Here is a 21,601-nt window from a genome sequence, read left to right on the forward strand (position 1 = left end):
TTAAACCGGTATACTTCGAAAAAAAGGAACTTCGCAGAATGTTACAGGAAATAAACGCATCCGGAAGCAATAACCGGGCCGCCCGACAGTTTTCTCAGTCGGAATTCACGATCCGAAATATGCCGGATCGTCTCCATCCGCTTACCAATCTGGACAATGTGGTTACCGGTCCTAAGAGTATCGCTCAGGTCGGGGTAAACACGGACGACCAGGCTCTCCGTAGGGGCTATCTGATCGATCTGAACGCCTAGCTTTTTCTCTAAATCTCTCGGAACCCCGTCGGAGTTCCGGATTGAAGGGAATTGAAAATTTCTCCGCAAATTCTGAAAGCCCTATCGGTAGCTTATTCGGGGTCGCCATGAAAAATCTTCTCTTCCCTTGTTTCGCTCTGCTTCTTTCCTTCGGTTGTCACTCTCTAAGGCCCTCGGCTTCTCCCGTTCCGATGACTCCAAACTCGGTCTTCCAGTACGGACGTCTGGATTCCGATGTCCTGATCGCTACGAACGAGAACCTGACCGTTCTTGGAATCAATCGGGAGAATCTGAATTTTATCGTGGTCTTGGACGGAAAGATCCTGAATTTTCGCGACTTTCGGGGGCAATACGTATTCAGCGCGGAAGACAAGGCCACCCAGTTCGTCTTTACCAAGAAGAGCGAATTCCTGACGGAAAAGGGGATGAGACATTCGACTAAGCTGGTCCTAGGATTCCATTATCTCTGGGAAAAAGAGTACCAGGAAAAGAACGGTCTTCTGTACCAGATCGATCCGTTTTATGTGGTCTTAAAAACTTCAGGAAAGGATTCTCTGATCCATCGGTTCGAAATCCCGCCGGATCTGCAAACGAACGGGGATAAATCCGTTTACGTTTCCTTGGCGGGCACCTTGGTCGAACAAGATACCGTTTTGACGGTCATCAATCCGGTATTGAAAATCAATAATTACAAAGATAGAGAAAGCAATCTATCCCGGACGTTAAATAGCCTGCAGTTCCAAAAAGAGAAAGTGAATTTGGAGTCCCTGCGAAATTACATTCTTTCCAAAAATCTTTGAATCCGATCGTGGATCGGATTCCCGCCATAGATGCGCCTTCATCTCCTCTATAGAAATTGGATTTGAATCGTCCGGTCACTTGACCATTTTGGCATAAGGAGTCTTACGATTTGAATCCTAACGCAACAGCCTCCGTCAGATTTTTCGTTTTGCTTGTGATCTCCATGATTTCCTGGGGATTTGCTTGGCCTTCCGCAAAGGTTATCGTGGGAACACTGCATCCGAACGTGATCATCTTCTGGCGTTTTTTGGCGACCGCTCTTTCCGTCGTTCCGATCCTTCTTTGGAAAAAGGAATCCGTAAGCTTACCGGACAAGAGGACGACCTTGCTGGTATTTGTCGGAGCGATCTTGTATACGATCTACAACCAATTCTTTCTTCTAGGATTGAATAGCGGTTTTGCCGGAGCGGGAGGCGTACTCGTAACCACGATCAATCCGATTTTCACGTATCTTCTTGTTCATCTGGTGCAAAGGCAGATTCCTAGCCGAAAGGACTTTTTCGGTCTAGCTCTGGGGCTTGTCGGCGGATTAGTACTATTACATATATGGGATAAATCCTCGGAAGGAATTTTACAATCCGGGAATATTTTCTTTTTATTATGCGCTTTCAGTTGGGCTTTCCTAAGTCTGAATAGTCATAGCGCCGGACAGAAAATATCCCCCTTGGTCTACAGCTTCTATGTCTTTGCGATAGGGGCGGTTTTCGATTTTCTTTTGGCGATACCGTACGGGATCGAACTCGCTTTTACGCAAGGAATCGAGTTCTGGAGTCAGATTCTATATCTTTCCGTCGTTTCCACCACGTTCGGAACCACGGTGTATTTCTATGCGGCGAGTCGACTCGGTTCCCGCATCGCGAGTTCGTTCATCTTTTTGGTTCCGGTAACCGCCGTTTTGGGAAGTTGGATGTTTTTAGGGGAAATCCCGAATCTTGCCACTCTTACCGGAGGAACCTTAGCGATATTGGCCGTACTGATTTTGAATCGGACAAAAAAGGAAAAAGTCCTGCCCGATTAACTCTTGTTCGGAGCAAGACTCATCCCCATCTAGCCCGGCAATACTGGCTTCCGATTTTCGCGATCTGAAATCCTTCCGAATATTCCACGATCATTCTGGATTCCTTTAGGTCCTCCAGAATGGGGCGAAGTCTCCGTTCCGATTCCGAAACCTTCAGCTCCAAATCCCTCATGGTGAGAAATCCCCCGTCTTGGGTGGAAGCAAAGATGTCCTGAAGAATCTGTGTGGATAGTCCGTCCATCAGTTCAGATCCCAGAAAAAGTCTTTGTTGGTAAGTTCTTCGGATTCCGAAGCCGAATTCCGTTCCTGGACATTCGTTTCCTCAACGTACAGTCCGAAGGCTAGGCGTTCCAGATCCGTGGTTTCCCGTTCCCAATATTCCTCCGTCCCGAAATGAGGAAACGCGTTCGGAAAGGAAGGATCCTCCCACCGTTTCGCGATCCAAGCGGAGTAATGGATAAATCTGAGTCCCCGCAAAGGTTCCACCAAGGAAAACCACCGATCGGAAAATTCCCGGAATTCCCGATATCCGGCTAGAAATAATTCCCGTTCATAATCCGCACGGGAATCTCCGAAAGGCAGGAGCATCCAGAAATCCTGCACTGCGGGACCGGTCACGAAATCGTCGAAATCGATGAAGCAAAAGCCTTCTTCCGTACGGATCAAGTTTCCTTTGTGACAATCCCCATGGATCCGATGGAAGGGAACATCCCGGGAATTTTCCGAAAAGGATAGGAATACTTTCCTCGCGGCATCCTCGTATCTCTTGCGCAAAGGCTTAGGAAGGAATTCCTTTTCCAACAGAAATCGGAGAGGATCCTCGCCGAAATTCCGAACGGTGAGTTCCAGCCTATTTTTCGCTCCGACAGAGGCGCCTATATTATGAATTCTTGCTACAAGTCTTCCTAATATAGGCAAGGAGATCTCGTCCAATTCCTCCACTAACCGACCTCTCTGCGCGGGCCAAAGAGCGTAATACATGCCTAAGATTTCCCGTATCGTCGCCCCTCCTTCCAATGCCATGGGTGCGATCACCGGAATTTCCGCTCGGGCCAATTCCAGCAGAAAGGAATGTTCTTCCGAAATTTGTTGCAAAGTCCACCTGCCCGGCCGGTAGAATTTGACGATCAAGTGACCGCCTTCCTCTAATCCCACGTCATAGACTCTGTTTTCCAGACTGTTTAAGGCCAAGCAGTGTCCGGAAACGGAATGCCCGGCATCTTCCACCGCGCTTAATACGGAGTCTATACCCAACCGATTGTAAAATTCCGTTTCTCCGGGTTCCATCTTACTGGTCCGATCCGGCCAAAAGTTTTCTTTTTAGACCGGAGAATTCCTTTAGAATCGCTCCGAGAAAAAGCTGCGATTTACGGGATTCCTCCAGTGTGTCCTTGTGCCTTAGGATATAGACTTCGGTTTTCCGGATCAAGTATCGCAAATCTTCCCAAGTTCCTAGAGTTTCCCGGAAGAGAGCCGTCAGGTTTTCGTAAGAGTCCCGTTTTCTCTCCGGAGAAGAAAACTTGGATCGTATCGATTCTATCGTGGAGAGCAATTCCTTCCTGAACCGCCCAGGGGAACCCGGCAGAGTTTCGTTCAGTGTTTCCGGTTTCCAGGCGGGAAATTCTTTCCAGAATTTTCCGTGCTCGGGAAATCCGGAAAGGATGGAATTCGCTTCTTCCGGTCCTATATTGTTCACGTTTTCGATTTTAGCTCCTTGCGTATTCACGTTGTAAACAGGAAAATCCAGGGATTTAGCGGATTCTTCGAACCAATGGCGGTACAGATCCAGAACGTAATCGGTCAGAACCTCTCCTCCGGTTACCGAGGGGACGTATCTCGTATCCCGTTTTCGAACGACCGCTTCGTTGATCTTTTCCAGGCTGGTTTTACGATTCAATAGTGTGAGCCATTTTTCGTTGTGATGTGTCCCCGTGGAATGGATTTCTCTTCCCGAGTAGGCCAGATCCTGTCCGACCAAAAAGCAGGGCTTGCATCCCAGCCCTCTCAGCAGATCGAAGGCGGTGGTCGCTACGCTTCCTCCCGACTGTACGTCTCCGATCTGACCGAGTAGCGCCTCCGCGCTCCTACTTCCGGCTGTGGCTTCCCGTTTGAGTTCTCCGGAGGCATCCACGAGATATTTCGCGGTGACGCTATGCACCACGGAACGAAATTTCAAATTTCTTAATATAGGAGGAGAGCTTACCAGATCCGCGAAAAGGGGGATCGCTTCCGAATTCTCGCCTAAAAAGTGGAATACGGAATGCGTCTGCGCGTCCAAGGTCATGACCCCGTCCGGTACGATTCCGTGCTTTAATAAAACCTTCAAAGATGTATCGCAGGAAAGGATAAAAACCTTATTTTGTACCGAGCGGATCCATTCACATTGACGGCGGAGGTTGGGGCCGGCTGATACGAGAAGAGAAGGAACTCCTTCGAAGCGGTTCTTGAGGGATTCGATCCTCGTCTTCGGATTGGGTGGAGAAAGAAAGTTTGCGGTGTTCACGAGAGAATTCTTTACCCAGATCCGTTCGAATTCGAACTTGGTTAAGAGGTCGCTCATCTTGGAGGAAAGAATCTTACGGAGTCTCGTTTCTACTTCGGCATAATACGTCTCGCTTCCGGAAACGCTCGCCGCATTCCTGACGATCCGAATTCCGGAAACCCTTTCCACAGGAAGGGATTCCAAATAATTCCAAAGAATGGGGAGGGAACCTTCTCCCAAAAATAAGTGACGACCCGGAATATCCATCACCGGCTCCAGCCAATCCTTCCAAAGAGGGAAGAGGAGTTCTTTTTCGTTGTCGATTAACAGAAGGATCTGCCCCGGTTCCATTTTCAGATGCGTTTCCAGAATCAGGTGCGGGTTTCCCAAGCCTATAACCGCGACAAGATCCGTAGGAACGATTTTCACCTTTTCCAATTGCCGGACCGCTTGGGTGCGCGGAGAGACCGCACTGGCCAAGGCTCTTTCGTTTCGGGAAAGAAAAACTTCCCCTTTCGTTTTCGCTTCTTGCAGACGGAACGGGGAAGAGCTCGCTTCCGGTTCTCGGAAATAGAGCGCTAGGTAAGGTTTTTTCCCGAATATTTCTCTTGTTTTTTCCGGGAGATCGTGAGACATAATATTCCTAGGCATTCCAGAGTCTGCCCGATTCTGGTCACTTGCAATCAATTTCCCGAAGAAACAAAAAAAACCATGTATCTTAAAACCCTGAATATTGTTGGATTCAAGACATTTGCGGACGAGACAGAAGTACTTCTCGATCCGGGATTTACCGCTGTGGTAGGTCCGAACGGTTCCGGTAAATCGAATATTGTAGACGCTTTAAAATGGGTCTTCGGGGAAAAATCCGCCAAGGGACTGCGCGGTGAAAAGATGGACGACGTGATCTTTCACGGATCCGAGGCTCGTAAGCCCGCCGGTTACGCGGAGGTCAGCGTAGTCTTCGACAATTCCTCCAAGCTCATCAAGATGGATTACCCTACGATCAAATTGACCCGTAGATTGTACGCTGACGGAACCAACGAATATCTCATCAACGATTCCAGAGTGCAGCGCAAGGATATTGAGAAAATTCTAATGGATACCGGAATCGGAAAATCCAGCTACTCCATCATGGAGCAAGGAAAGGTGGATCGTATTCTCCACTCCAAACCGGAGGAAAGAAGGCTGATTTTCGAAGAGGCAGCCGGAATTTCCCGTTTCAAAATGGAGCGCCAAGAGGCGCTCAAGAAATTGGCCGATACCAGCCAAAACCTTCTGCGAATCCAAGACATCATCGGCACCATGAAAAAGGAGATGGAAGTCAAGGAAAAGCAGGCGGAAAAAGCGGAGGAATATTTCCGTCTCAAGCAACAGTTGGACGAAACGGACAAGATCATTCGATTTATAAAATACGATACTCTTACCCGGAAGTTGAACGCTTCCGAAACGGAGTTGCGGGAAGTGAAGGAAAAGAACCAGGTTCTATTGGAACGTATCTCGACGGAAACGGGACGGATCGAATCCCTGGATTCCGAAAAATCCGATCTGGAAAAGAAGGTCGCGGAGATCGATAAAAAGCTTCTGGACCATTTGACCCAGACCCAAATCCAGAAGGATAAGGTGGAAAGTAATAAGGGAATCATCCAGGACTATCAGGATCGAATTTCGGAAATTCGCGAATCCCTGTCCTCCGAGGAATCCTCTTTGAGCGTCCTGGTTCTAGATAAGGAAAGGGCGGAAAAGGAAGCGGTAGAGCTGGAAGCCCAGATTCGGAACCTAGAAGGAGCGATCGAGGAACTTAAAATACAAAAGACGGATCTCGAAACCCGCATCGATCTTGAAAACGCCTCCATCCAGGAAAAGGAGGGTCGCATTACCTCCAATGATAAACGACATGTGGAATTGCGGGATCGATTAAAAGAGGTGGTCTTCGACCTCATCAGCCAATTGGAATCCAGAAAAAAAGAGGCTCAAGAATCGGAAACCCGGAGGAAAGAGCTGAAAGAGATCCTGCTTTCGGAAGCGGACCGTCTGCATTCCGTGGGTCTCAGCCTCCGTTCCGAATTGGAGATTTCCTTCACTCCCGAAAATAGGGCCAGAATCCTCTCTCTCGCATCCGAGTTACAGACCGAAGAGTTTTGCGGTCGTCTTTCCCAGTATTTTTCTTTAGAGGACGGGCTCAGGAGTCTCTTGTTCGACCGGGACGGATTCCTTTCCCAAAAGGAAGGTTTGGACCAGGAGCTGGAGGATTTGATTCTCGAAAACGAGAATCATACCAGATCCATCAAGGAATCCGGAGTTTCCATCGAACTTCTGCGGGAAGACGTGGAAGGAAACAAGGAAAGAACCGTGGATTTTGAAAAAAGGATCCTGGAACTGAATTCCGAAAGAAACGGAAAGATAGAAAGCTCCAAGTCCATTTCCGAGAGAATTGCGGAAGTCGAAAAAAGGATTCTTTCCGCCAAGGAATCGACAAAGACCCTCCTAGTCAAAAAGACGGAATTCGAAAAGGAAGTCACGGATCTGGAGTTGCAGATCGAAAACAGGTACAACGAATTCCTGGAGATGAGTCGGGCTCTCGACTCCGAAAAAGAGGCTTTGCGTCATATCGTTCGAGAGATCCAAGGCTTAAAGAACGAGATCCAAAAAAACCAAGAAGACTACAAGAACCTGTTTCCCGTGTTGACGGAAAAGGAAAAAGCTGTTTCGGTTTTTCGAGTACAGCTGGAATCCTTTTCCGAGGAATTGTACAACGATTATTCCATTTCGGAACAGGAGCTTTCCGACGAATTCAAGGATAAGAAATTCGAAAGAGGAGAGAACGAATCCAAATTAAGAAAATTGAAATCGGAAATCCAAATGTTGGGTTCCATCAATCCTCTTTCCATAGACGAATATCGGAATATCAAGGAAATCTACGAACACCATCGGTCCCAGAAGGAAGATATAGAAAAATCCAAAAACGATATCTCGGAAATTCTGAAGAACATCAACGAGGAATCGGAAAAGCTCTTCCGAGAAACCTTCGAAAAGATCCGGGAAAATTTTCAGGAAACTTTCTCTACTCTGTTTAACGGGGGTAGGGCCATCCTGGAATTGGTGGAAGGGGAAGATAGTCTGAACGCGGGAATCGAAATTATGGCCGAGCCTCCGGGCAAGCACGTCCAAAATCTCAGATTGCTTTCGGGTGGGGAAAAATCCCTGACGGCGATCGCATTATTGTTCGCGATTTATATGGTAAAACCTTCTCCATTCTGCTTTTTGGACGAGATCGATGCGGCCTTGGACGAAGCGAATAAACTGCGGTTTTGCCAAATCCTGGATAAGTTCAAAGACAGGTCTCAATTCGTGGTGATCACCCACGCGCAATCCACGATTCACCGCGCGAATTCCATTTTCGGGGTTACGAACGAGGAGCCTGGAATTTCCAAGATCGTCAGCCTCCGACTGGACCAGGCAAGGGACTTTGCCGGAAAGGTTTCCGAGGCAGTCTAATTTTTGATGCAGCCGAAATCCGACGAACTTGTCATCGCGGGGAGGTCCTTTCGCTCCAGGCTTTTTCTGGGAACGGGAAAATTCTCCTCCGGACGGGCGATGGAGGAAGCCATACTTTCCTCCGAAACCGAAGTCGTAACCGTCGCTCTGAGAAGGGTGGATCTGGAATCGGCTTCCGACGATATCCTTTCCCATATCGATAGAAAGAAAGTCCTACTTCTTCCCAATACTAGCGGAGCGAGAAACGCCGAGGAGGCGGTACGATTGGCCCGCCTAGCGAGAGAGTTGGGTGCCGGGAATTGGGTTAAGTTGGAAGTTACGCCGGATCCGGTTTATCTTTTGCCCGATCCGATCGAAACCTTGAAGGCGGCGGAAATTCTCGTAAAGGACGGCTTTATCGTATTGCCTTATATCAATGCGGATCCTATCCTTTGCAAACATCTGGAGGAGGCGGGTTGCGCGACCGTCATGCCCTTAGGTTCTCCGATCGGAACGAACCAAGGGATTAAGACCCTTGCCAATCTGGAAATCATCATCGAGCAATCCAGGGTTCCTGTCGTCGTGGACGCAGGATTGGGAGAACCTTCCCACGCCGCACAAGCAATGGAGCTGGGTGCGGATGCCGTCCTGGTAAACACCGCAATCGCCATCGCAAAAGACCCGGGAAAGATCGGACTCGCATTCCGGCTCGCCACGGAAGCGGGAAGGATCTCTCATCTGTACGGATCCGGTAGAGCGGCGGTGCGGAAAACCGCTACCGCTTCCAGCCCTTTGACCGGATTTTTAGAAGAAGAAAATCGTAATGTACACGGAACTTTTTGATTCCATTCCTTTTTCCGAAGCCGTAACTCGGGTACTGTCCAAAACGAAAACGGATGTGGAATTCGCGCTGGATCGGTCGGCATCGGGGAGAGCCGTCGGTTTCGAGGATTATCTGGCTCTTGTTTCTCCGGCGGCCGATTCGTATTTGGAGGAAATGGCGAACTTATCCAGGTCCTGGACGAGAAAGAGATTCGGAAATACGGTCTCCCTGTTCATGCCCATGTATCTTTCCAACGAATGTCGTTCTTCCTGCGTTTATTGCGGATTCAGTTTCGAGAATAAGATTCCACGGCGGACGTTAAACGAATCGGAAATCCGTAAAGAAGCCGGCATCCTGAGAGGAAAAGGGATCCGTCACCTTCTCTTTCTAACGGGAGAGGAATACTCCAAAACGAATTTAGAATATATTAAAAATGCGGTCCGCATTCTGCGGGAATTTTTCGATTCCGTGTCCATGGAGATCTATCCGCTCGACACGGAAGGCTATGCGGATCTGGTCTCCGAGGGAGTCGAGGGATTGGTGGTTTACCAGGAGACGTACGACCCGGATGCATATTCTTCCTATCACCTCCGAGGCATGAAGAAGAACATGAGATACAGATTGGAAGCGCCGGACCGCGGAGGTTCCGCCGGATTCAGGAAGATCGGTTTGGGAGCGCTTTTGGGACTTGCGAATCCGTACGGAGAAATGTTCAAATTGGGAGAGCACGCTTCCTACATTTCCAAAAAATATTGGAGAAGCACGGTCCAAATCTCTCTTCCCAGAATGAGACCGGCAGAAGGGGATTTTCATGAAACCCTTCCCGTTTCCGATCGGGAATTCGTCCGATTCCTATTTGCCTTAAGATTGTTTTTGCCGGATTCCGGGATCGTGCAATCCACCCGAGAGTCCTCTAAAATGCGGGACCATCTTGCCGGAATGGTAGTCACTCAACTCTCGGTGGAATCCAGAACGGACCCGGGAGGGTATTCCGGAGGAACGGAACTCAAACAATTCGAAATCGAAGACGTTCGAAGGATCCCGGAAATCTTCGCCATGCTACGCGAAAAGGGATTGGATCCGGTCTTTAAGGATTTTGATCGGGGGTTTTTGGTCGGCGCCTAGGATTCAAACCGTTTCCAGGAATCGGATGTTCCGATTCCTTAAGCGGTGCCGAATTCCTTATTTCTTTTCTTTGGCTTTGTATGCGTTGATCAAACAGTTGTTGAAAGGAACGCATTGGTTGGCGTGGCTTTCATAACACTGTGTGACTGCGGGAAAATTTTTGCGACAGGTTGCGAGACAGCTTGCAGCCGCCTTGGGGCGTTCTTCCGCAGTCAGCTTCTTCTTTGTTTGGGATTCCACACAGTTCGTGTAGAAATCGCAAATCTGTCCGCAAGCCGGATTTTGCGCGCTTGCACTGGCGGTGGCAAACAAAACGAACAAGGAGAAAAGGAGGGTGAAAAGCAGATTCTTTTTCATAGGCCTATCTTAAAAAGTGGTAGCGACGCAGGGATTCGAACCCCGGACCTGCGGATTATGATTCCGTTGCTCTAACCGGCTGAGCTACGTCGCCGTCTTTTCTTACTATGAAGTCTTTTCGGACTTCTCCGTCATTTTTTTCGGAATCCCCCGCTTGTCAAAGATTTCTCCAGAGGGAAAACAGGGGACGAATCCGCATTCAAACCAGATGGTTCCAATCCTCCGCTTTTCTGCCGTTGGAAGAGTCACTTTCCTTGGATAGATTCCTTTGCTCGGACAAGAGGCTTTCCAGCTTTTGTCTACATTTGTTCCCGAATTCATCCCATGTTTTTTGATCGTTCTGTGAGACTTCGAACCTGGACTGGGCTTCCACAAGAAGCAATTGCCTAGGCAAAAGTTCCTCTTCGATTTCCCGTAATCTGGTCTCCTTTTTCCGCTTTCGAATCTCTTCCGTTTTACGGTATTCCTTCTCCAGAAAAGCAGGAAGTCTTCTGTCGTTTCTACCCGTGAATTTATCCACGAGCAAAACGGTTCTTTCCTCGAAGAGCGAACGGATTCCGGAATCTAATTCCGTTTCCGGTTGCTTCTCCGTCCAGGTTTTCAACCTTTCTGCGATGTCCTCTTTATGCGGTCTTTCTTCCAGACAATAGGACACCAATCTTTCCCAAGCTTCGGCCGAAATTGCCGCGGATAGAAGAAGCTGAAAGGGAACGGAAAAAATCTCCCTAGGCCGATAGGCTCTGACATTCGGATTTTCTTCCGGGATTTCCGAGGAAAAGAGAGCCTGGATCACGTGCCCGTATTTTCCTATGCTCCTTCGGGAAATAAAATCTCCGACGAGTACGGTCGTTTTGTCTTCCAACTCCGTCCAACGGATTTCCGGAATTCTTTCTCTTCGAACGGAGCTTGCAAATAGAAAGGCTTCGGGAAGGATAAAATCTTTGGATCGAATCAGAGAGCCTTTACGGGATTCCCACAGATCGGACAAAAGGATGGACGTGCCTTCCGACTCTTCCGTCCAGGACACTTTCGGAAAGGGGGAGATCGGAAGTTCCAAAAGCTCCGACGCTTGCTCTCGGAATTTTCTTAGCTGCTCGGAGACGAGAAAAAAGGTTTCCGCGATTTCCTGTTCCCGGTTGCGAGTCCATACTAAAAGACGATTTCGGAAAACCAAAGGAGGAAGCAGGTCCGAAACCTCTTTCTCGGCTTGGACGATTTCCGTCCGGAGAGGAAACTCTTCCCAACGGGAAATTTCCGACCAGCCTTCGGTGCCGATCGGAAGAAAGGAAACGGAATCCGCTCCGTTTTCTTTTCCCCATTCCATCGCCGCAAGTATAGGTGGAAAAGAATTCGACTCTTCCGAATCGGTTCGAACGGGCAGATCCTGCGGAGAAGGAAAAATGAAATCAACCTTCATTGGGGAGTCCATGAGTACGTTTTGAGCGGAGTGTACTATTACGGTACAGGTGTAGGTGAAAAGACAAGCGGATTCTTACTTTCGAAAATTCCAGGGAAACCATTGGTGAGGAGTTTTTTCCTGATTGCCTCCACTTCAAGGATTTTTAGCGTGAGCAGGAAGAGCTTTCCTTTCTTTCGTTAAGGTTTCGGGAAAGGCATTCTAGTGGCTAGGAAAAGCGGAGCTTTATTTGGCACGGCTTTTGCATATCTTTTGACGAATCACGCTTTTGGCGTGTGAATTAGAGACACCTAGTAGAAAAACATAGGAGACGCATATCAATGGCTAAAAATGCCGCAGAGGTGATCGCTTTTGCTAAAGCGAATAAGATTCTATTTTACGACTTCCGGTTCACGGACATCAAAGGCGCGTGGCACCACGTATCCTACCATGTGGATTCCGTAGGCGAAGACACTCTGAAAGGTCTTCCTTTTGACGGAAGTTCCATCCCAGCTTGGCAACCGATCGACAAATCGGATATGCAATTGATTCCCGATCCGACCACCATCTTCCTGGATCCGTTTACCGCAGATCCTACTCTGGTGGTTTTCTGCGATGTTTGGGATATTTATAAAAACCAACCGTACGAAAAATGTCCTCGTTCCATCGCTAAAAAAGCGGTTCAATACCTGCAATCCAGCGGAATCGGTGATACGGTATATTTCGGACCTGAAAACGAGTTCTTTATTTTCGACGGATTGAAAGTTCGCGACGCAATCAATATCCAGTATTATGAGCTGGAGTCCAGCGAAGGAATTTGGAATTCCCACACCGAAATGCCCGGATCCATCAATACCGGACACCGTCCCGGAACCAAGGGCGGATATTTCCCCGTCGCTCCGGTGGATTCACAAGTGGATCTACGCGCGGACATCGTAAAAACGCTTCATAAAATCGGAATGGAGACGTTCGTGGTCCACCACGAAGTGGCTCAGGCCCAGGGAGAGATCGGTGTAAAATTCGGCACCTTGATCGAAGCCGCAGATAACGTTCAAAAACTGAAATACGTAGTTAAGAACGTGGCTCATAAATGGGGAAAGACTGCCACCTTCATGCCCAAGCCTCTCTACGGAGATAACGGTAACGGAATGCACTGCCACCAGTCCATTTGGAAAGACGGAAAGAACCTGTTTGCGGGCAACGGCTACCAAGGATTGAGCGACATCGCTCTTCATTATACCGGCGGCGTGTTGAAGCACGGTAAAACCGTAGCAGCTTGGACGAACGCTTCCACGAACTCCTACAAACGTTTACTTCCAGGATTCGAAGCTCCCGCGATTTTGGCGTATTCCGCTCAGAACCGTTCCGCTTGCGCTCGTATTCCTTTCGTAAGCGGAGAAAAAGCGAAGCGAGTAGAGTTCCGTTTTCCGGATTCTTCCGCTAACCCCTACCTGGCTTTTTCCGCTATGCTCATGGCGGGACTGGACGGAATCCAGAACAAGATCGATCCGGGACCCCCACGGGAAGAAGACCTGTTCGAGCTCACTCTGGACGAAATCCGCGAAAAGGGAATCCAGCAAATGCCTCACACTCTTAGAGAGGCGGTCGAACACATGCTGGCCGGAAAGGAAATCTTCAAAAAAGGGAACGTGTTTACCGAAGAGTTCATCCAAACTTACAAGGCTTACAAATTCGAAACCGAGATTTGGCCTTGGGAAGGTCGTCCGCACCCCTTCGAGTTTCTCACCACCTACTCTTGCTGATCGGAAAGAAAAAGCAGAGGCAAAAAACCCCGGATATTTTTTCCGGGGTTTTTTGTTTTAACGGCTCGCTTTTCGTTTTTGCGGAAGTCCCGTGCTTGTATTTCGCGCTTTCGGACGCGGGAAATTAGGGGATCTGGTCCAGATTGGGTTTATCCGCTTCCGGATACTTGACCAAGTATTCCTTTACTGTGGCTCTTTTTTTCTCCAGTCTGCCTCGATGATCCGAAATGACTTTTCCGAAATCAAGTTTTCCCGTAATGATCTCGTACCTTTCCGTTTCCATGGTTCCTAGATCCAAATCCGAATCCACTTCCGAGGCCTCGTCCGCATATCGAACTGCTTTTTCCCAATAGGGAACCGCCTCCCGATAGAATCCGTCCGCGACTTCGAAGGATTGTTTGAGTTCATGTGCGAAGTCCAGATTGTAGAAGTAGAGGTGTCTTTTATCGAATTGGGATGCGATGCGCATATAGGACCGCATGATCTGAAGGTTTATATGCATGAAGAGAAGCAACCGGTACTTATGGTATTCTTCTTCGTTTTTCACCTGGCAGAGCGCGTTTCGAGGGTGACGGAATCTTAGGTTCAGGCCCGCCTTGAGGAAGAATATGTTTCTACGGAGTTCGTTTTCCTTGTAATGCAGCTTCAAACCGTACATTTCGTAGTAATCTTCCAGAAACTTCGGTTCCCATTTGTGTAGTTTGTACGGAACCCAATCCGAGAATTTCGTATACGGTCCGTTTTTTTCGTATTCGTAATTGTAGTCCAGGTCAGGTTCCGTGCTGATCGAAACCGGGACGGGCGAAAGTCCGGAATTTCCCGATAGGATCAGAGCCAGCAAAACTAAAACTGCTCCCGTCGACTTCTTGGTCGGAAATTTCCCCTTCATTAGGATTTCTATCGGCAAAATCGTGTCGGGCTAAAACCTCAAAAAGGGACCGGAAAGGGCGTAGCCAGTGTTCTTGAACAAGTAGGCTCGGTTTTTTCCGTTGGAAACAAAAATCAATGAGACCGGAAACCCTTTTTGCGGCCATTCTTTTCCGAATCCAGTCCAACTGTTAGGACGGAGGGAAATCGGTCGGGATTCCGAATTGACCCAAGAGACGTTTGTCGGTATCTAGGTGGGAAAAACAATGGAAAGAACCTGCCTTTTACGGAATAAATATTCTGGAAGCGACGGCGGACGAGTGGATTTCGAGTGATACAGAATGTGAAACTTTCCAGAGTCTTTTTTTTACAGTTCCCTTTTCTTTTTTCCACACCCCTCTTTGCTGAAAGTTTCTCTTCCGGAGGAACCCTACAGTCTTTGAACCGGTGGATAGAATCTGGCGTCGACCATTCCTCTTTTACCGTTTTCGGGGCTTTTTTTCTTTTTGCCGGCGGTTTTTTGGCGAGCCTTCTGCCTTGCGTGTATCCTTTGTATCCGATCACGGTCGGGATCATACAGAATCGGGGGGAATGCGGAAAGAGCAAGATCCTCCACCCGTTTCTGTATTATTTCGGACTCGCCTTCATGTACCTTTGCTTCGGTCTTTTGGCCGGACTTACCGGAGGGGCCTTCAATACGATCCTACGGTTTCCGGTCACGAACCTATTCCTTTCCGTTCTGATCTTTCTCTTAGCGATGGGTTCCATAAATCTGATCCGTCTCCCTACGTTTTATTCGAAAGAGGATAAGAAGCTTCCCGGGTGGAAGGGAACCTTCTTTTTGGGAATGGGTGCCGGCTTTTTGTCTTCTCCTTGCGTGGGTCCGGTCGTCGTGGCCATACTGATCCAGGTATCCGCGGGAGTGGGGGAAGTTTCCGCCTCTTCTTTGGCCTTAGCCTCTCTGAAAATGAGCTTGTTCGGTCTCGGTCTGGGGATTCCTTTTTTATTGATCGGAGTGTTCGGTCTCCACTTACCGAAATCCGGTAAGTGGATGAAATGGATCCAGTTCGCACTCGGAGGAGTCGTATTTTATTTCGCTTGGATGTATTACGATAAGGCGATGAAGCTCTGGGGGATGGATCGTATTTCCAGTTTAGGTGTGTTGGCGATCGCTCTGGGAATTTTGGCCGCGTGCTTTTTTTACCAAAGTAAGGCGCTTCCTAAAACGGAAAAAATGAAGAAGGCCCTCTTGTTGTCTGGTGCAATCGTATCGCTTTCGATTTTAATTCATTTTGTAGGATGGGGAAAATCCCCCGCATCCTTGCACGCGGATCCGATAGAAACGCACGGAAATCTAGGTTGGCACCGGACTTCCGAAGCTGCATTCCAACTTGCGAAGTCGGAGGGTCGCCTTTTATTCGTGGATTTTTATGCGGATTGGTGTACGAATTGTAGGGAGTTCGAGGACCTCACTCTTTCCGATCCGGAATTGAACGAAGTACTGAACAAAGCAGTGCTCTTAAAGATAAAGGACGACGACCATATTTTTCCGAAATTTCAGGACGATCCCAGGTTTCCGGAACTCAAAATCGGATTGCCCTTCTTCGTGATTTTTTCTTCCACCGGAACGGTTTTGTATAAGACGAATAACTACTTGAACATTCCGGAAATGATCCGGACTCTCCGAGGAGAATCCGTTCAGGCAAAGATGGAAGAATGAAAAGGGACTCCGTTGTCGGAGTCCCTTTTTTTCGTTAAGCGCGGACTGTCGCGGAGACCGGCTCGGTTTCTTTTTCCCAAAGCTTCCACCGAACCATGAAGTAGATCCCAGCTAGAATCAGGGCGATGGAAACGTATTGTGATTGGGAGAATCCGTGCCAATAATAGCTTGTGAGAAATTCGGGATTTCCGTCCGCCGCAGGAATATTCACCAATTTTGGAGGCTCCGTAAAAGGAATCACCGCTTTGTTGACTCTTAGGAATTCCACGCTCAACCTCGCGATTCCGTGCAGAATCAGGTACTGTGCTCCCAAGCTGAATTTACGGAAATTCCGGAATCTTGCCCATCCTTGGAAATACGCGAAATATAGAAAAGAAACCGCGGATTCCATGATAGGAGTGTTCCAGACAGGAACGCCGGAAGGATGAGCTCCGTCGTAATTGAATACAAGTAAGGGAATTCTCACGTCCGTCGCAAAGCCGTAACACCCGTCTCCGGAAACGAAACAACCTAGGCGACCGATGGCGTAACCGATCGCCATGCTCGGAACCGCCGCGTCCAAATAGGCTTTCACGTCCAGTTTGTGCTTCATTACATAGATAGTAACGAAGGAAAGCCCGAAAAGGAAGCCGCCGTAAAAGACCAAGCCGCTACCGGAAAAAAGGCTGCTCCATAAACCCGGTCTTCCCGGAAAGCCATTATAATGGGTTATGGGGTACAGGTATTTTCCGTCGAAGCCCGGAGTCTCCACGAAGACTTGGTCCCAGATCTCGAAGATGAAGAATATCTTAGCTCCTACCAGAGTTCCGATGACGGCCAGAATGAGCAGCCAGTCCGAATGCTCCGGTTCCAAACCTCTGCGTTCCAGCTCCTTAGGCAGAAGATAGGAGGCGGCTAAAAACGCGAGTACGACTAAAAGGCTGAACGTGGACAATCCATGCCAGTCTCTGCTGATATACTCCTGAACAAAGCTCATGAGCCATTTGGGTACGGGGATAACTTCGAACATATTACCTACTTTGGATTTGTATCTTTCCTTGTAATTTTTCTTTCTCGAAACGGGAGGAATTTCGAGATCGCAGCGGTCATTCCATATTTACGAATTCCGCAGGATCCATAGAGGGATCGTAACCGATATGCACTTCGTAGTGCACGTGAGGTCCCGTCGCTTTTCCGGTGGATCCCACGAGTCCGATCAGATCTCCGCGATTCACGATCTGATCCTTAGACACCAAAATCTGGGAACAATGTCCGTAGACGGTATAAAATCCGTTCAAATGATTGATGCGAATGCTACGTCCCAATCCGCCTGCGGACTGTCCGTTATCTACGACGACTCCGGGAGCGGTGGCGTAAATAGGAGTTCCTTCTCCGGCCGCAAAATCGATTCCCGAATGAAATTCACCCAGAGGGACCAGGCCGAAAGGATCCACCCTACCTCCGAACGTGGAAGTGACGAAGCCCACTCCCGGTTTTAAAGGTCGTCCTCGGGGCATCGCATAGAGAATGGATTCCCTTTCCTCCAGATAATCGAATGCGTTTTGGAAGGCGTGCTTGATCTTGAAAAGTTCTATGTTGCGTTCCGCAAATCCTTCCACCGTATCCTGATACAAATTCATGTTAGTCGACGATTCCGGTATTTGCTTTTTCAAGCTGAACTCGGGTACATAGTCGAAAGTAAGAATGCGCTTCCAAGGAACTTCGTCCCAGGCCACAAGGTTCAGCTGTTCCGTCTTTCGTTCCAATCCGGAAATTTCTTTTTTCGCATCCTTTAGCAAGGAGTCGTAGTAAAGAAAGAGTCCTACGTTGTTGTCCGTTTTTTTAATCAATTCCTTGTCGGGCTCGAAAAAGAAATTCATGTAGATCACGAAAGCGGCAGCCAGTAAGAAAAGCACTCCGGCGAGAACGGCCAAAAAAATCGCCATGAACACGCTGACTTCCAGATTTAAGACCGCTTCTTGGTCGTGGGGAACGAGGAGCACGGAAATTTTTCGCGAGCCTTTGTCCCGAAATCTCGCCCAGTTCGAACGAGCGCGAAGATAGAAAATTTTCAGTCTCTCGCGATAACTCGGTTGGTCTTCGAACTTTGCCTCGATGTTCATAGATTTTTACTTGCAGGTAGGGATCCGAGGGGGATTATAGGACTGTACATCCTATCATATGAAATTTCTGTCCAATCTATTCAAGAAAAAAATAGGATCCGTCGACGACATTCTAATTTACCCGGAAGGAAAGAGATATTATCGCGACGCCCATCCTATCCGTAAGAATATGATTGATGAGGATGCAGTAAAAATCATCCATCGACTACACAAATTCGGATATAAAGCATATATCGTCGGTGGCGGAGTGCGGGATCTTCTTCTGGAGCGTAAGCCGAAGGATTTCGACGTGGTGACTAACGCTACTCCGAATCAAATTAAGAAAATCTTTAATAACTGTAGAATCATCGGTCGTCGTTTCAAAATCGTTCATATCCTATTCCGCGGAAAGGTAATCGAAGTGAGCACCTTCCGGTCCCTTCCCGAACACCGTTTCGGTAAACACGACGAAGAGCAGGATTATCTGATCAAGCGGGACAATAAGTTCGGAACCCCGCAGGAAGACGCCGCTCGCCGCGACTTTACGATCAACGCGCTTTATTACGATATTCGAAACGATTCCATCGTAGATTACGTCGGCGGATACGACGATATAAGAAACCGTCAACTAAGAGTGATCGGGAATCCGGAAATTTCTTTCCGAGAAGATCCTGTTCGAATGCTACGCGCCGTAAAGTTTGCGGTTCTTTTGGGATTGAAGATCGATAAGGGAACTTCCAAGTCGATTAAAAAGAACGTTTCCGAATTGGAAAAAGCTTCAAGTTCCAGAATGTTGGAGGAATACAATAAGATCTTCCGCACATGGAAGACCTCTCTCATATTTCAGGGGATGGCACAGAACCATCTTTTAGACGTCCTGTTTAAGGAAGCATTCGAAAAGGAAAAGAAGAGGGATGCAGACTTCGGAGAGAAGTTTTTACAAACCAGAGTGGGGAAGCGCCTTGCGATCGCCGACAAGCTACTATCGGAAAGAGAGGAACTCACTCCCCAGATTTTCTACGCATTAATTTTTTCGGATATCGTGCAGGATGCGATCCTCAAAAAGGGAGGCCATTTGGTCGCCTCTTTGAAAAGCGCTATGGAACCGATTTTTCAAAGGTTAGGAACTCCGAAGAAAGACAAGGAAAGGTTGATTAAGGTTTTTGCTTCTCAGGATAGGTTTTACCACACCGAAGACGAAAAGGCCTCCCAAAACAACTTTTTCCGTAAGAAGGATTTCTTTTACGACGCCTTTTACGTGTTCAAAATAAATGCGATAGCGGACAATAACGACAAGGCCCTGCAATGCGCCTTCTTTTGGGAAATCTCCGTACGCAAAAGACCGGTTTTGCCGTCCGGAAAAAAAGAGGGAAAGCCTTCCCGAAACCATAGACGGGACGGAATCGATTTTAAAGGGAGACCACGCCGCGAGAGGAACCGGAAATCGCAAGGGGGTTCCTCGGAAGATAAGTTGGCCGAAAATTCGGACAGAAATTACGAGGAAGGACAGTCTGATTCTTCTCAGAACGACGACGTTTAAGCGAAAGCAGTGACCACGAATTGCAGGGTTGTCTTGGAACGGAACGTGTTTTCCTCAAGATACCCCCAGAGATCCAGGACTCCTTTGGATCTGAGAATTTCGGAGAACTCATTCGCCTTGTTCCATACGATGAAATGAACCGAATCCGGTGCGGAAAGGATTTTGAATTTTGCGTGCTTTCCTTCGGAAAGCGGTCTGTACGAAAGTACTTTGGCCGCCCTCACGGATAAAATCGGAACGGGATTTCCCTGACCGAACGGTTCGAATATCCCCAATTCATCGTATATTCCGGGGCCCAGTTCGATAGGCTGGAGGCTGACGACGCTTTCTTCCTCCGAAAGGGAACTGCTTTCCTTTTCTTCCTTAAGCCACCCATCGGCCTCCTGGAAAAGGATTTCGGCAAGCTGAGGAATTTTATCTATCGGAAGAGAGAATCCGCCCGCCTCTTTATGACCGCCGAATTGCTTAAAAATCGGTTCCGCTTTCTTTAGGAGATTTAGAACGTTCTCCGCTCCATACGCACGGATGCTTCCTTTCGCATGGCCGTGATCGGGGGCGATGAAGATGACCGGCCTTCTGTACTGCTCCACGAGTCGAGTTGCTACGATTCCGGAAACGCCGGGTTCGAAGTCGGGTTCGTAGCAAAAAAGTACGGGACGTTCCGTCCTTTCTTTCTTGCGTTTCAGGAATCCTTCTACTCGAAATAAATTGCGTTTGGTCCGTTCCTTTCTTTCTTCGTTCAATTTCAAGAGGTCGGCGGCCCAAGATTCCGCTTCCCGATCCGATTCGCTTAGCAGAAGCTTTAACGCGGTCTCGGTCTTGCCCATCCTTCCCGCCGCGTTCAAAGCGGGGCCGATACTCCAACCCAAATCTCTCGCAGAAATTTTTTTCGGATTTAAATCCAAGCGCTTCATCAGCTGCTTCAATCCGGCGCGGTGCGAATCGATTCCCGAGAGGAGTTTCTGCAAGGCGCTACAACCTTTTTGAACGATGATCCGGTTCTCGCCCGTCAGAGGCATCATGTCGGTAATCGTACCTATTGCGGCCAAGTCCAGATTTTGTCTGACTTCCTCCCAGATATCCGGAGATTCGGATAATTGGGAAACAAACACGGATCTTTCAGGATATTCCCCTTCGATAGCAGTAGGCCATTCCCGAAAGGGAAAGGGAAATAGATTTTCTGCGACCGATCTTTCCCCTCGGAAAAGTAGGATCCCTTTTCGGACCAAAGATCCTTCGAATAATGTTTCTCCGTCGCGGACCCAAACGTACTCGCCGGATTTTTCCAACGAATCATACAGCCACGCGGTAATAAGTTTCCAGGCCAGAACGGACGTACAGATTTTCTCGTAAGGATAAATGGAATCGATTCTTTTAGGCGAAACCAACTTACAAGTAGTGGGAATCTTCTCCGGAATCTCGTGATGATCCAAGACGATCACTTGCATCCCTTCGGAATTCAATTCCTCGATTTCGAAGTTATTGCTAGTGCCGAAATCCAACGTGATGAGCAGATCCGGTTTCACTTCCCGAACGAACTTCATGGCCGGAGGACAAAGACCGTAATCTTCTTCGCTTGAAGTCTTAATCGTCAATTTTCCCGTATGGATTTTTTTTAGAAAATTTCCCAATAGACTCGTGGAACTGACTCCGTCGCTATCACGATCTCCGAAAAGTAGGATGGATTTTTTTTCCCGAACGGATTGCTTTAAAAGCTCGAGAGCGCTCTCCATATCCGGCAACAAGAAAGGAGAAGGTAAGTCTTCGAATCTAGGACTGAGTCGCGTGGGCGTCGGTTTCCCGTCCTGAAAACGGGACAATAATAGAAAGGACTGAAGAGGGCTTAAGCCGGAAAGATTCGAAAGAGGAAGGTCGGAAAGGGAAGGGCCATGTTTCGGCATGG

Annotated in this window: 18 protein-coding genes and 1 tRNA gene; 9 read left to right on the forward strand and 10 right to left on the reverse strand. The window is 48.3% G+C overall.

What is annotated here, in order from left to right; all coding sequences use genetic code 11:
• The first annotated feature begins 38 nt into the window (after positions 1-38).
• From EHO61_RS12330 to EHO61_RS12340, 3 genes are all read left to right on the forward strand, one after another.
• A complete protein-coding gene (locus tag EHO61_RS12330) occupies positions 39-251 on the forward strand; it encodes a hypothetical protein (protein WP_135813892.1) in 213 nt (70 codons plus the stop codon).
• A 107-nt stretch (positions 252-358) separates the two neighbouring features.
• Positions 359-1,051, forward strand: a complete 693-nt coding sequence (locus EHO61_RS12335) for a hypothetical protein (RefSeq protein WP_246032118.1) — start codon at positions 359-361, stop codon at positions 1,049-1,051.
• 110 nt (positions 1,052-1,161) lie between these two features.
• Positions 1,162-2,070, forward strand: a complete 909-nt coding sequence (locus tag EHO61_RS12340; RefSeq protein WP_135813893.1) for a DMT family transporter — start codon at positions 1,162-1,164, stop codon at positions 2,068-2,070.
• 19 nt (positions 2,071-2,089) lie between these two features.
• On the opposite strand, the gene EHO61_RS12345 is transcribed toward EHO61_RS12340, so the two are convergent.
• The 3 genes from EHO61_RS12345 to EHO61_RS12355 are packed head-to-tail and all read right to left on the reverse strand — an operon-like array spanning position 2,090 to position 5,188.
• Entirely contained in the window at positions 2,090-2,311 is a 222-nt protein-coding gene (locus EHO61_RS12345) for a hypothetical protein (RefSeq protein WP_135813894.1), read from the reverse strand.
• Positions 2,311-3,357 (reverse strand): serine/threonine protein kinase, encoded by a 1,047-nt coding sequence (locus EHO61_RS12350; RefSeq protein ID WP_135813895.1) that lies wholly within the window; start codon positions 3,355-3,357, stop codon positions 2,311-2,313. Before EHO61_RS12350 ends, EHO61_RS12345 begins: the two co-directional genes overlap by 1 nt.
• Position 3,358: 1 nt before the next feature.
• Positions 3,359-5,188 (reverse strand): motility associated factor glycosyltransferase family protein, encoded by a 1,830-nt coding sequence (locus tag EHO61_RS12355; RefSeq protein WP_135813896.1) that lies wholly within the window; start codon positions 5,186-5,188, stop codon positions 3,359-3,361.
• Between the two features lie 75 nt (positions 5,189-5,263).
• Here EHO61_RS12355 and EHO61_RS12360 point away from each other — a divergent pair, with 75 nt between their 5' ends.
• Genes EHO61_RS12360 through thiH form a run of 3 tightly spaced genes read left to right on the forward strand, consistent with a single transcriptional unit; the run spans position 5,264 to position 9,974 of the window.
• Complete coding sequence (locus EHO61_RS12360) at positions 5,264-8,047, forward strand: chromosome segregation SMC family protein (RefSeq protein WP_135814213.1); 2,784 nt, start codon at positions 5,264-5,266, stop codon at positions 8,045-8,047.
• A gap of 6 nt (positions 8,048-8,053) precedes the next feature.
• Positions 8,054-8,869, forward strand: coding sequence for a thiazole synthase (locus tag EHO61_RS12365; protein ID WP_135813897.1), 816 nt, complete (start codon positions 8,054-8,056; stop codon positions 8,867-8,869).
• A complete protein-coding gene (gene thiH, locus EHO61_RS12370; protein ID WP_135813898.1) occupies positions 8,850-9,974 on the forward strand; it encodes a 2-iminoacetate synthase ThiH in 1,125 nt (374 codons plus the stop codon). Before EHO61_RS12365 ends, thiH begins: the two co-directional genes overlap by 20 nt.
• Positions 9,975-10,031: 57 nt before the next feature.
• On the opposite strand, the gene EHO61_RS12375 is transcribed toward thiH, so the two are convergent.
• From EHO61_RS12375 to EHO61_RS12385, 3 genes are all read right to left on the reverse strand, one after another.
• Complete coding sequence (locus EHO61_RS12375) at positions 10,032-10,331, reverse strand: Cys-rich protein (protein WP_135813899.1); 300 nt, start codon at positions 10,329-10,331, stop codon at positions 10,032-10,034.
• A 17-nt stretch (positions 10,332-10,348) separates the two neighbouring features.
• Positions 10,349-10,425, reverse strand: a tRNA-Met gene (locus EHO61_RS12380).
• 105 nt (positions 10,426-10,530) lie between these two features.
• The gene (locus tag EHO61_RS12385) at positions 10,531-11,748 is read right to left on the reverse strand and encodes a hypothetical protein (protein ID WP_135813900.1); all 1,218 of its coding nucleotides are present in this window, start codon (positions 11,746-11,748) and stop codon (positions 10,531-10,533) included.
• Between the two features lie 320 nt (positions 11,749-12,068).
• Here EHO61_RS12385 and glnA point away from each other — a divergent pair, with 320 nt between their 5' ends.
• Complete coding sequence (gene glnA, locus EHO61_RS12390; RefSeq protein WP_135813901.1) at positions 12,069-13,490, forward strand: type I glutamate--ammonia ligase; 1,422 nt, start codon at positions 12,069-12,071, stop codon at positions 13,488-13,490.
• Positions 13,491-13,614: 124 nt separating this feature from the next.
• Here glnA and EHO61_RS12395 read toward each other — a convergent pair whose 3' ends face one another.
• The gene (locus EHO61_RS12395; protein ID WP_135813902.1) at positions 13,615-14,379 is read right to left on the reverse strand and encodes a hypothetical protein; all 765 of its coding nucleotides are present in this window, start codon (positions 14,377-14,379) and stop codon (positions 13,615-13,617) included.
• 321 nt (positions 14,380-14,700) lie between these two features.
• Here EHO61_RS12395 and EHO61_RS12400 point away from each other — a divergent pair, with 321 nt between their 5' ends.
• Complete coding sequence (locus EHO61_RS12400; protein WP_425460352.1) at positions 14,701-16,077, forward strand: protein-disulfide reductase DsbD family protein; 1,377 nt, start codon at positions 14,701-14,703, stop codon at positions 16,075-16,077.
• Positions 16,078-16,111: 34 nt separating this feature from the next.
• Here EHO61_RS12400 and EHO61_RS12405 read toward each other — a convergent pair whose 3' ends face one another.
• Positions 16,112-17,086: a prolipoprotein diacylglyceryl transferase gene (locus EHO61_RS12405; RefSeq protein WP_135813904.1), complete on the reverse strand. Its 975-nt coding sequence runs from the start codon at positions 17,084-17,086 to the stop codon at positions 16,112-16,114.
• A gap of 76 nt (positions 17,087-17,162) precedes the next feature.
• Positions 17,163-18,179, reverse strand: coding sequence for a M23 family metallopeptidase (locus EHO61_RS12410; RefSeq protein ID WP_135813905.1), 1,017 nt, complete (start codon positions 18,177-18,179; stop codon positions 17,163-17,165).
• Between the two features lie 58 nt (positions 18,180-18,237).
• Here EHO61_RS12410 and pcnB point away from each other — a divergent pair, with 58 nt between their 5' ends.
• Positions 18,238-19,698: a polynucleotide adenylyltransferase PcnB gene (gene pcnB, locus EHO61_RS12415; protein WP_135813906.1), complete on the forward strand. Its 1,461-nt coding sequence runs from the start codon at positions 18,238-18,240 to the stop codon at positions 19,696-19,698.
• Here the strand turns inward: pcnB and recJ are convergent.
• Positions 19,695-21,599, reverse strand: coding sequence for a single-stranded-DNA-specific exonuclease RecJ (gene recJ / locus EHO61_RS12420; protein WP_135813907.1), 1,905 nt, complete (start codon positions 21,597-21,599; stop codon positions 19,695-19,697). The genes pcnB and recJ overlap by 4 nt on opposite strands.
• Between the last annotated feature and the right edge of the window lie 2 nt (positions 21,600-21,601).

This window comes from Leptospira fluminis (genome assembly GCF_004771275.1).
GTDB classification, from domain to species: domain Bacteria; phylum Spirochaetota; class Leptospiria; order Leptospirales; family Leptospiraceae; genus Leptospira_B; species Leptospira_B fluminis.

Excerpts from the sequence above, each read along its gene's own strand:
- recJ (WP_135813907.1), bottom strand. The coding sequence starts at position 21,599 with ATGCCGAAACATGGCCCTTCCCTTTCCGACCTTCCTCTTTCGAATCTT.
- EHO61_RS12335 (WP_246032118.1), top strand. The coding sequence starts at position 359 with ATGAAAAATCTTCTCTTCCCTTGTTTCGCTCTGCTTCTTTCCTTCGGT.
- EHO61_RS12395 (WP_135813902.1), bottom strand. The coding sequence starts at position 14,379 with ATGAAGGGGAAATTTCCGACCAAGAAGTCGACGGGAGCAGTTTTAGTT.
- EHO61_RS12375 (WP_135813899.1), bottom strand. The coding sequence starts at position 10,331 with ATGAAAAAGAATCTGCTTTTCACCCTCCTTTTCTCCTTGTTCGTTTTG.
- EHO61_RS12405 (WP_135813904.1), bottom strand. The coding sequence starts at position 17,086 with ATGTTCGAAGTTATCCCCGTACCCAAATGGCTCATGAGCTTTGTTCAG.
- EHO61_RS12360 (WP_135814213.1), top strand. The coding sequence starts at position 5,264 with ATGTATCTTAAAACCCTGAATATTGTTGGATTCAAGACATTTGCGGAC.
- EHO61_RS12385 (WP_135813900.1), bottom strand. The coding sequence starts at position 11,748 with ATGAAGGTTGATTTCATTTTTCCTTCTCCGCAGGATCTGCCCGTTCGA.
- EHO61_RS12345 (WP_135813894.1), bottom strand. The coding sequence starts at position 2,311 with ATGGACGGACTATCCACACAGATTCTTCAGGACATCTTTGCTTCCACC.
- pcnB (WP_135813906.1), top strand. The coding sequence starts at position 18,238 with ATGAAATTTCTGTCCAATCTATTCAAGAAAAAAATAGGATCCGTCGAC.
- EHO61_RS12330 (WP_135813892.1), top strand. The coding sequence starts at position 39 with ATGTTACAGGAAATAAACGCATCCGGAAGCAATAACCGGGCCGCCCGA.
- EHO61_RS12410 (WP_135813905.1), bottom strand. The coding sequence starts at position 18,179 with ATGAACATCGAGGCAAAGTTCGAAGACCAACCGAGTTATCGCGAGAGA.
- thiH (WP_135813898.1), top strand. The coding sequence starts at position 8,850 with ATGTACACGGAACTTTTTGATTCCATTCCTTTTTCCGAAGCCGTAACT.
- EHO61_RS12355 (WP_135813896.1), bottom strand. The coding sequence starts at position 5,188 with ATGTCTCACGATCTCCCGGAAAAAACAAGAGAAATATTCGGGAAAAAA.
- EHO61_RS12350 (WP_135813895.1), bottom strand. The coding sequence starts at position 3,357 with ATGGAACCCGGAGAAACGGAATTTTACAATCGGTTGGGTATAGACTCC.
- glnA (WP_135813901.1), top strand. The coding sequence starts at position 12,069 with ATGGCTAAAAATGCCGCAGAGGTGATCGCTTTTGCTAAAGCGAATAAG.
- EHO61_RS12365 (WP_135813897.1), top strand. The coding sequence starts at position 8,054 with ATGCAGCCGAAATCCGACGAACTTGTCATCGCGGGGAGGTCCTTTCGC.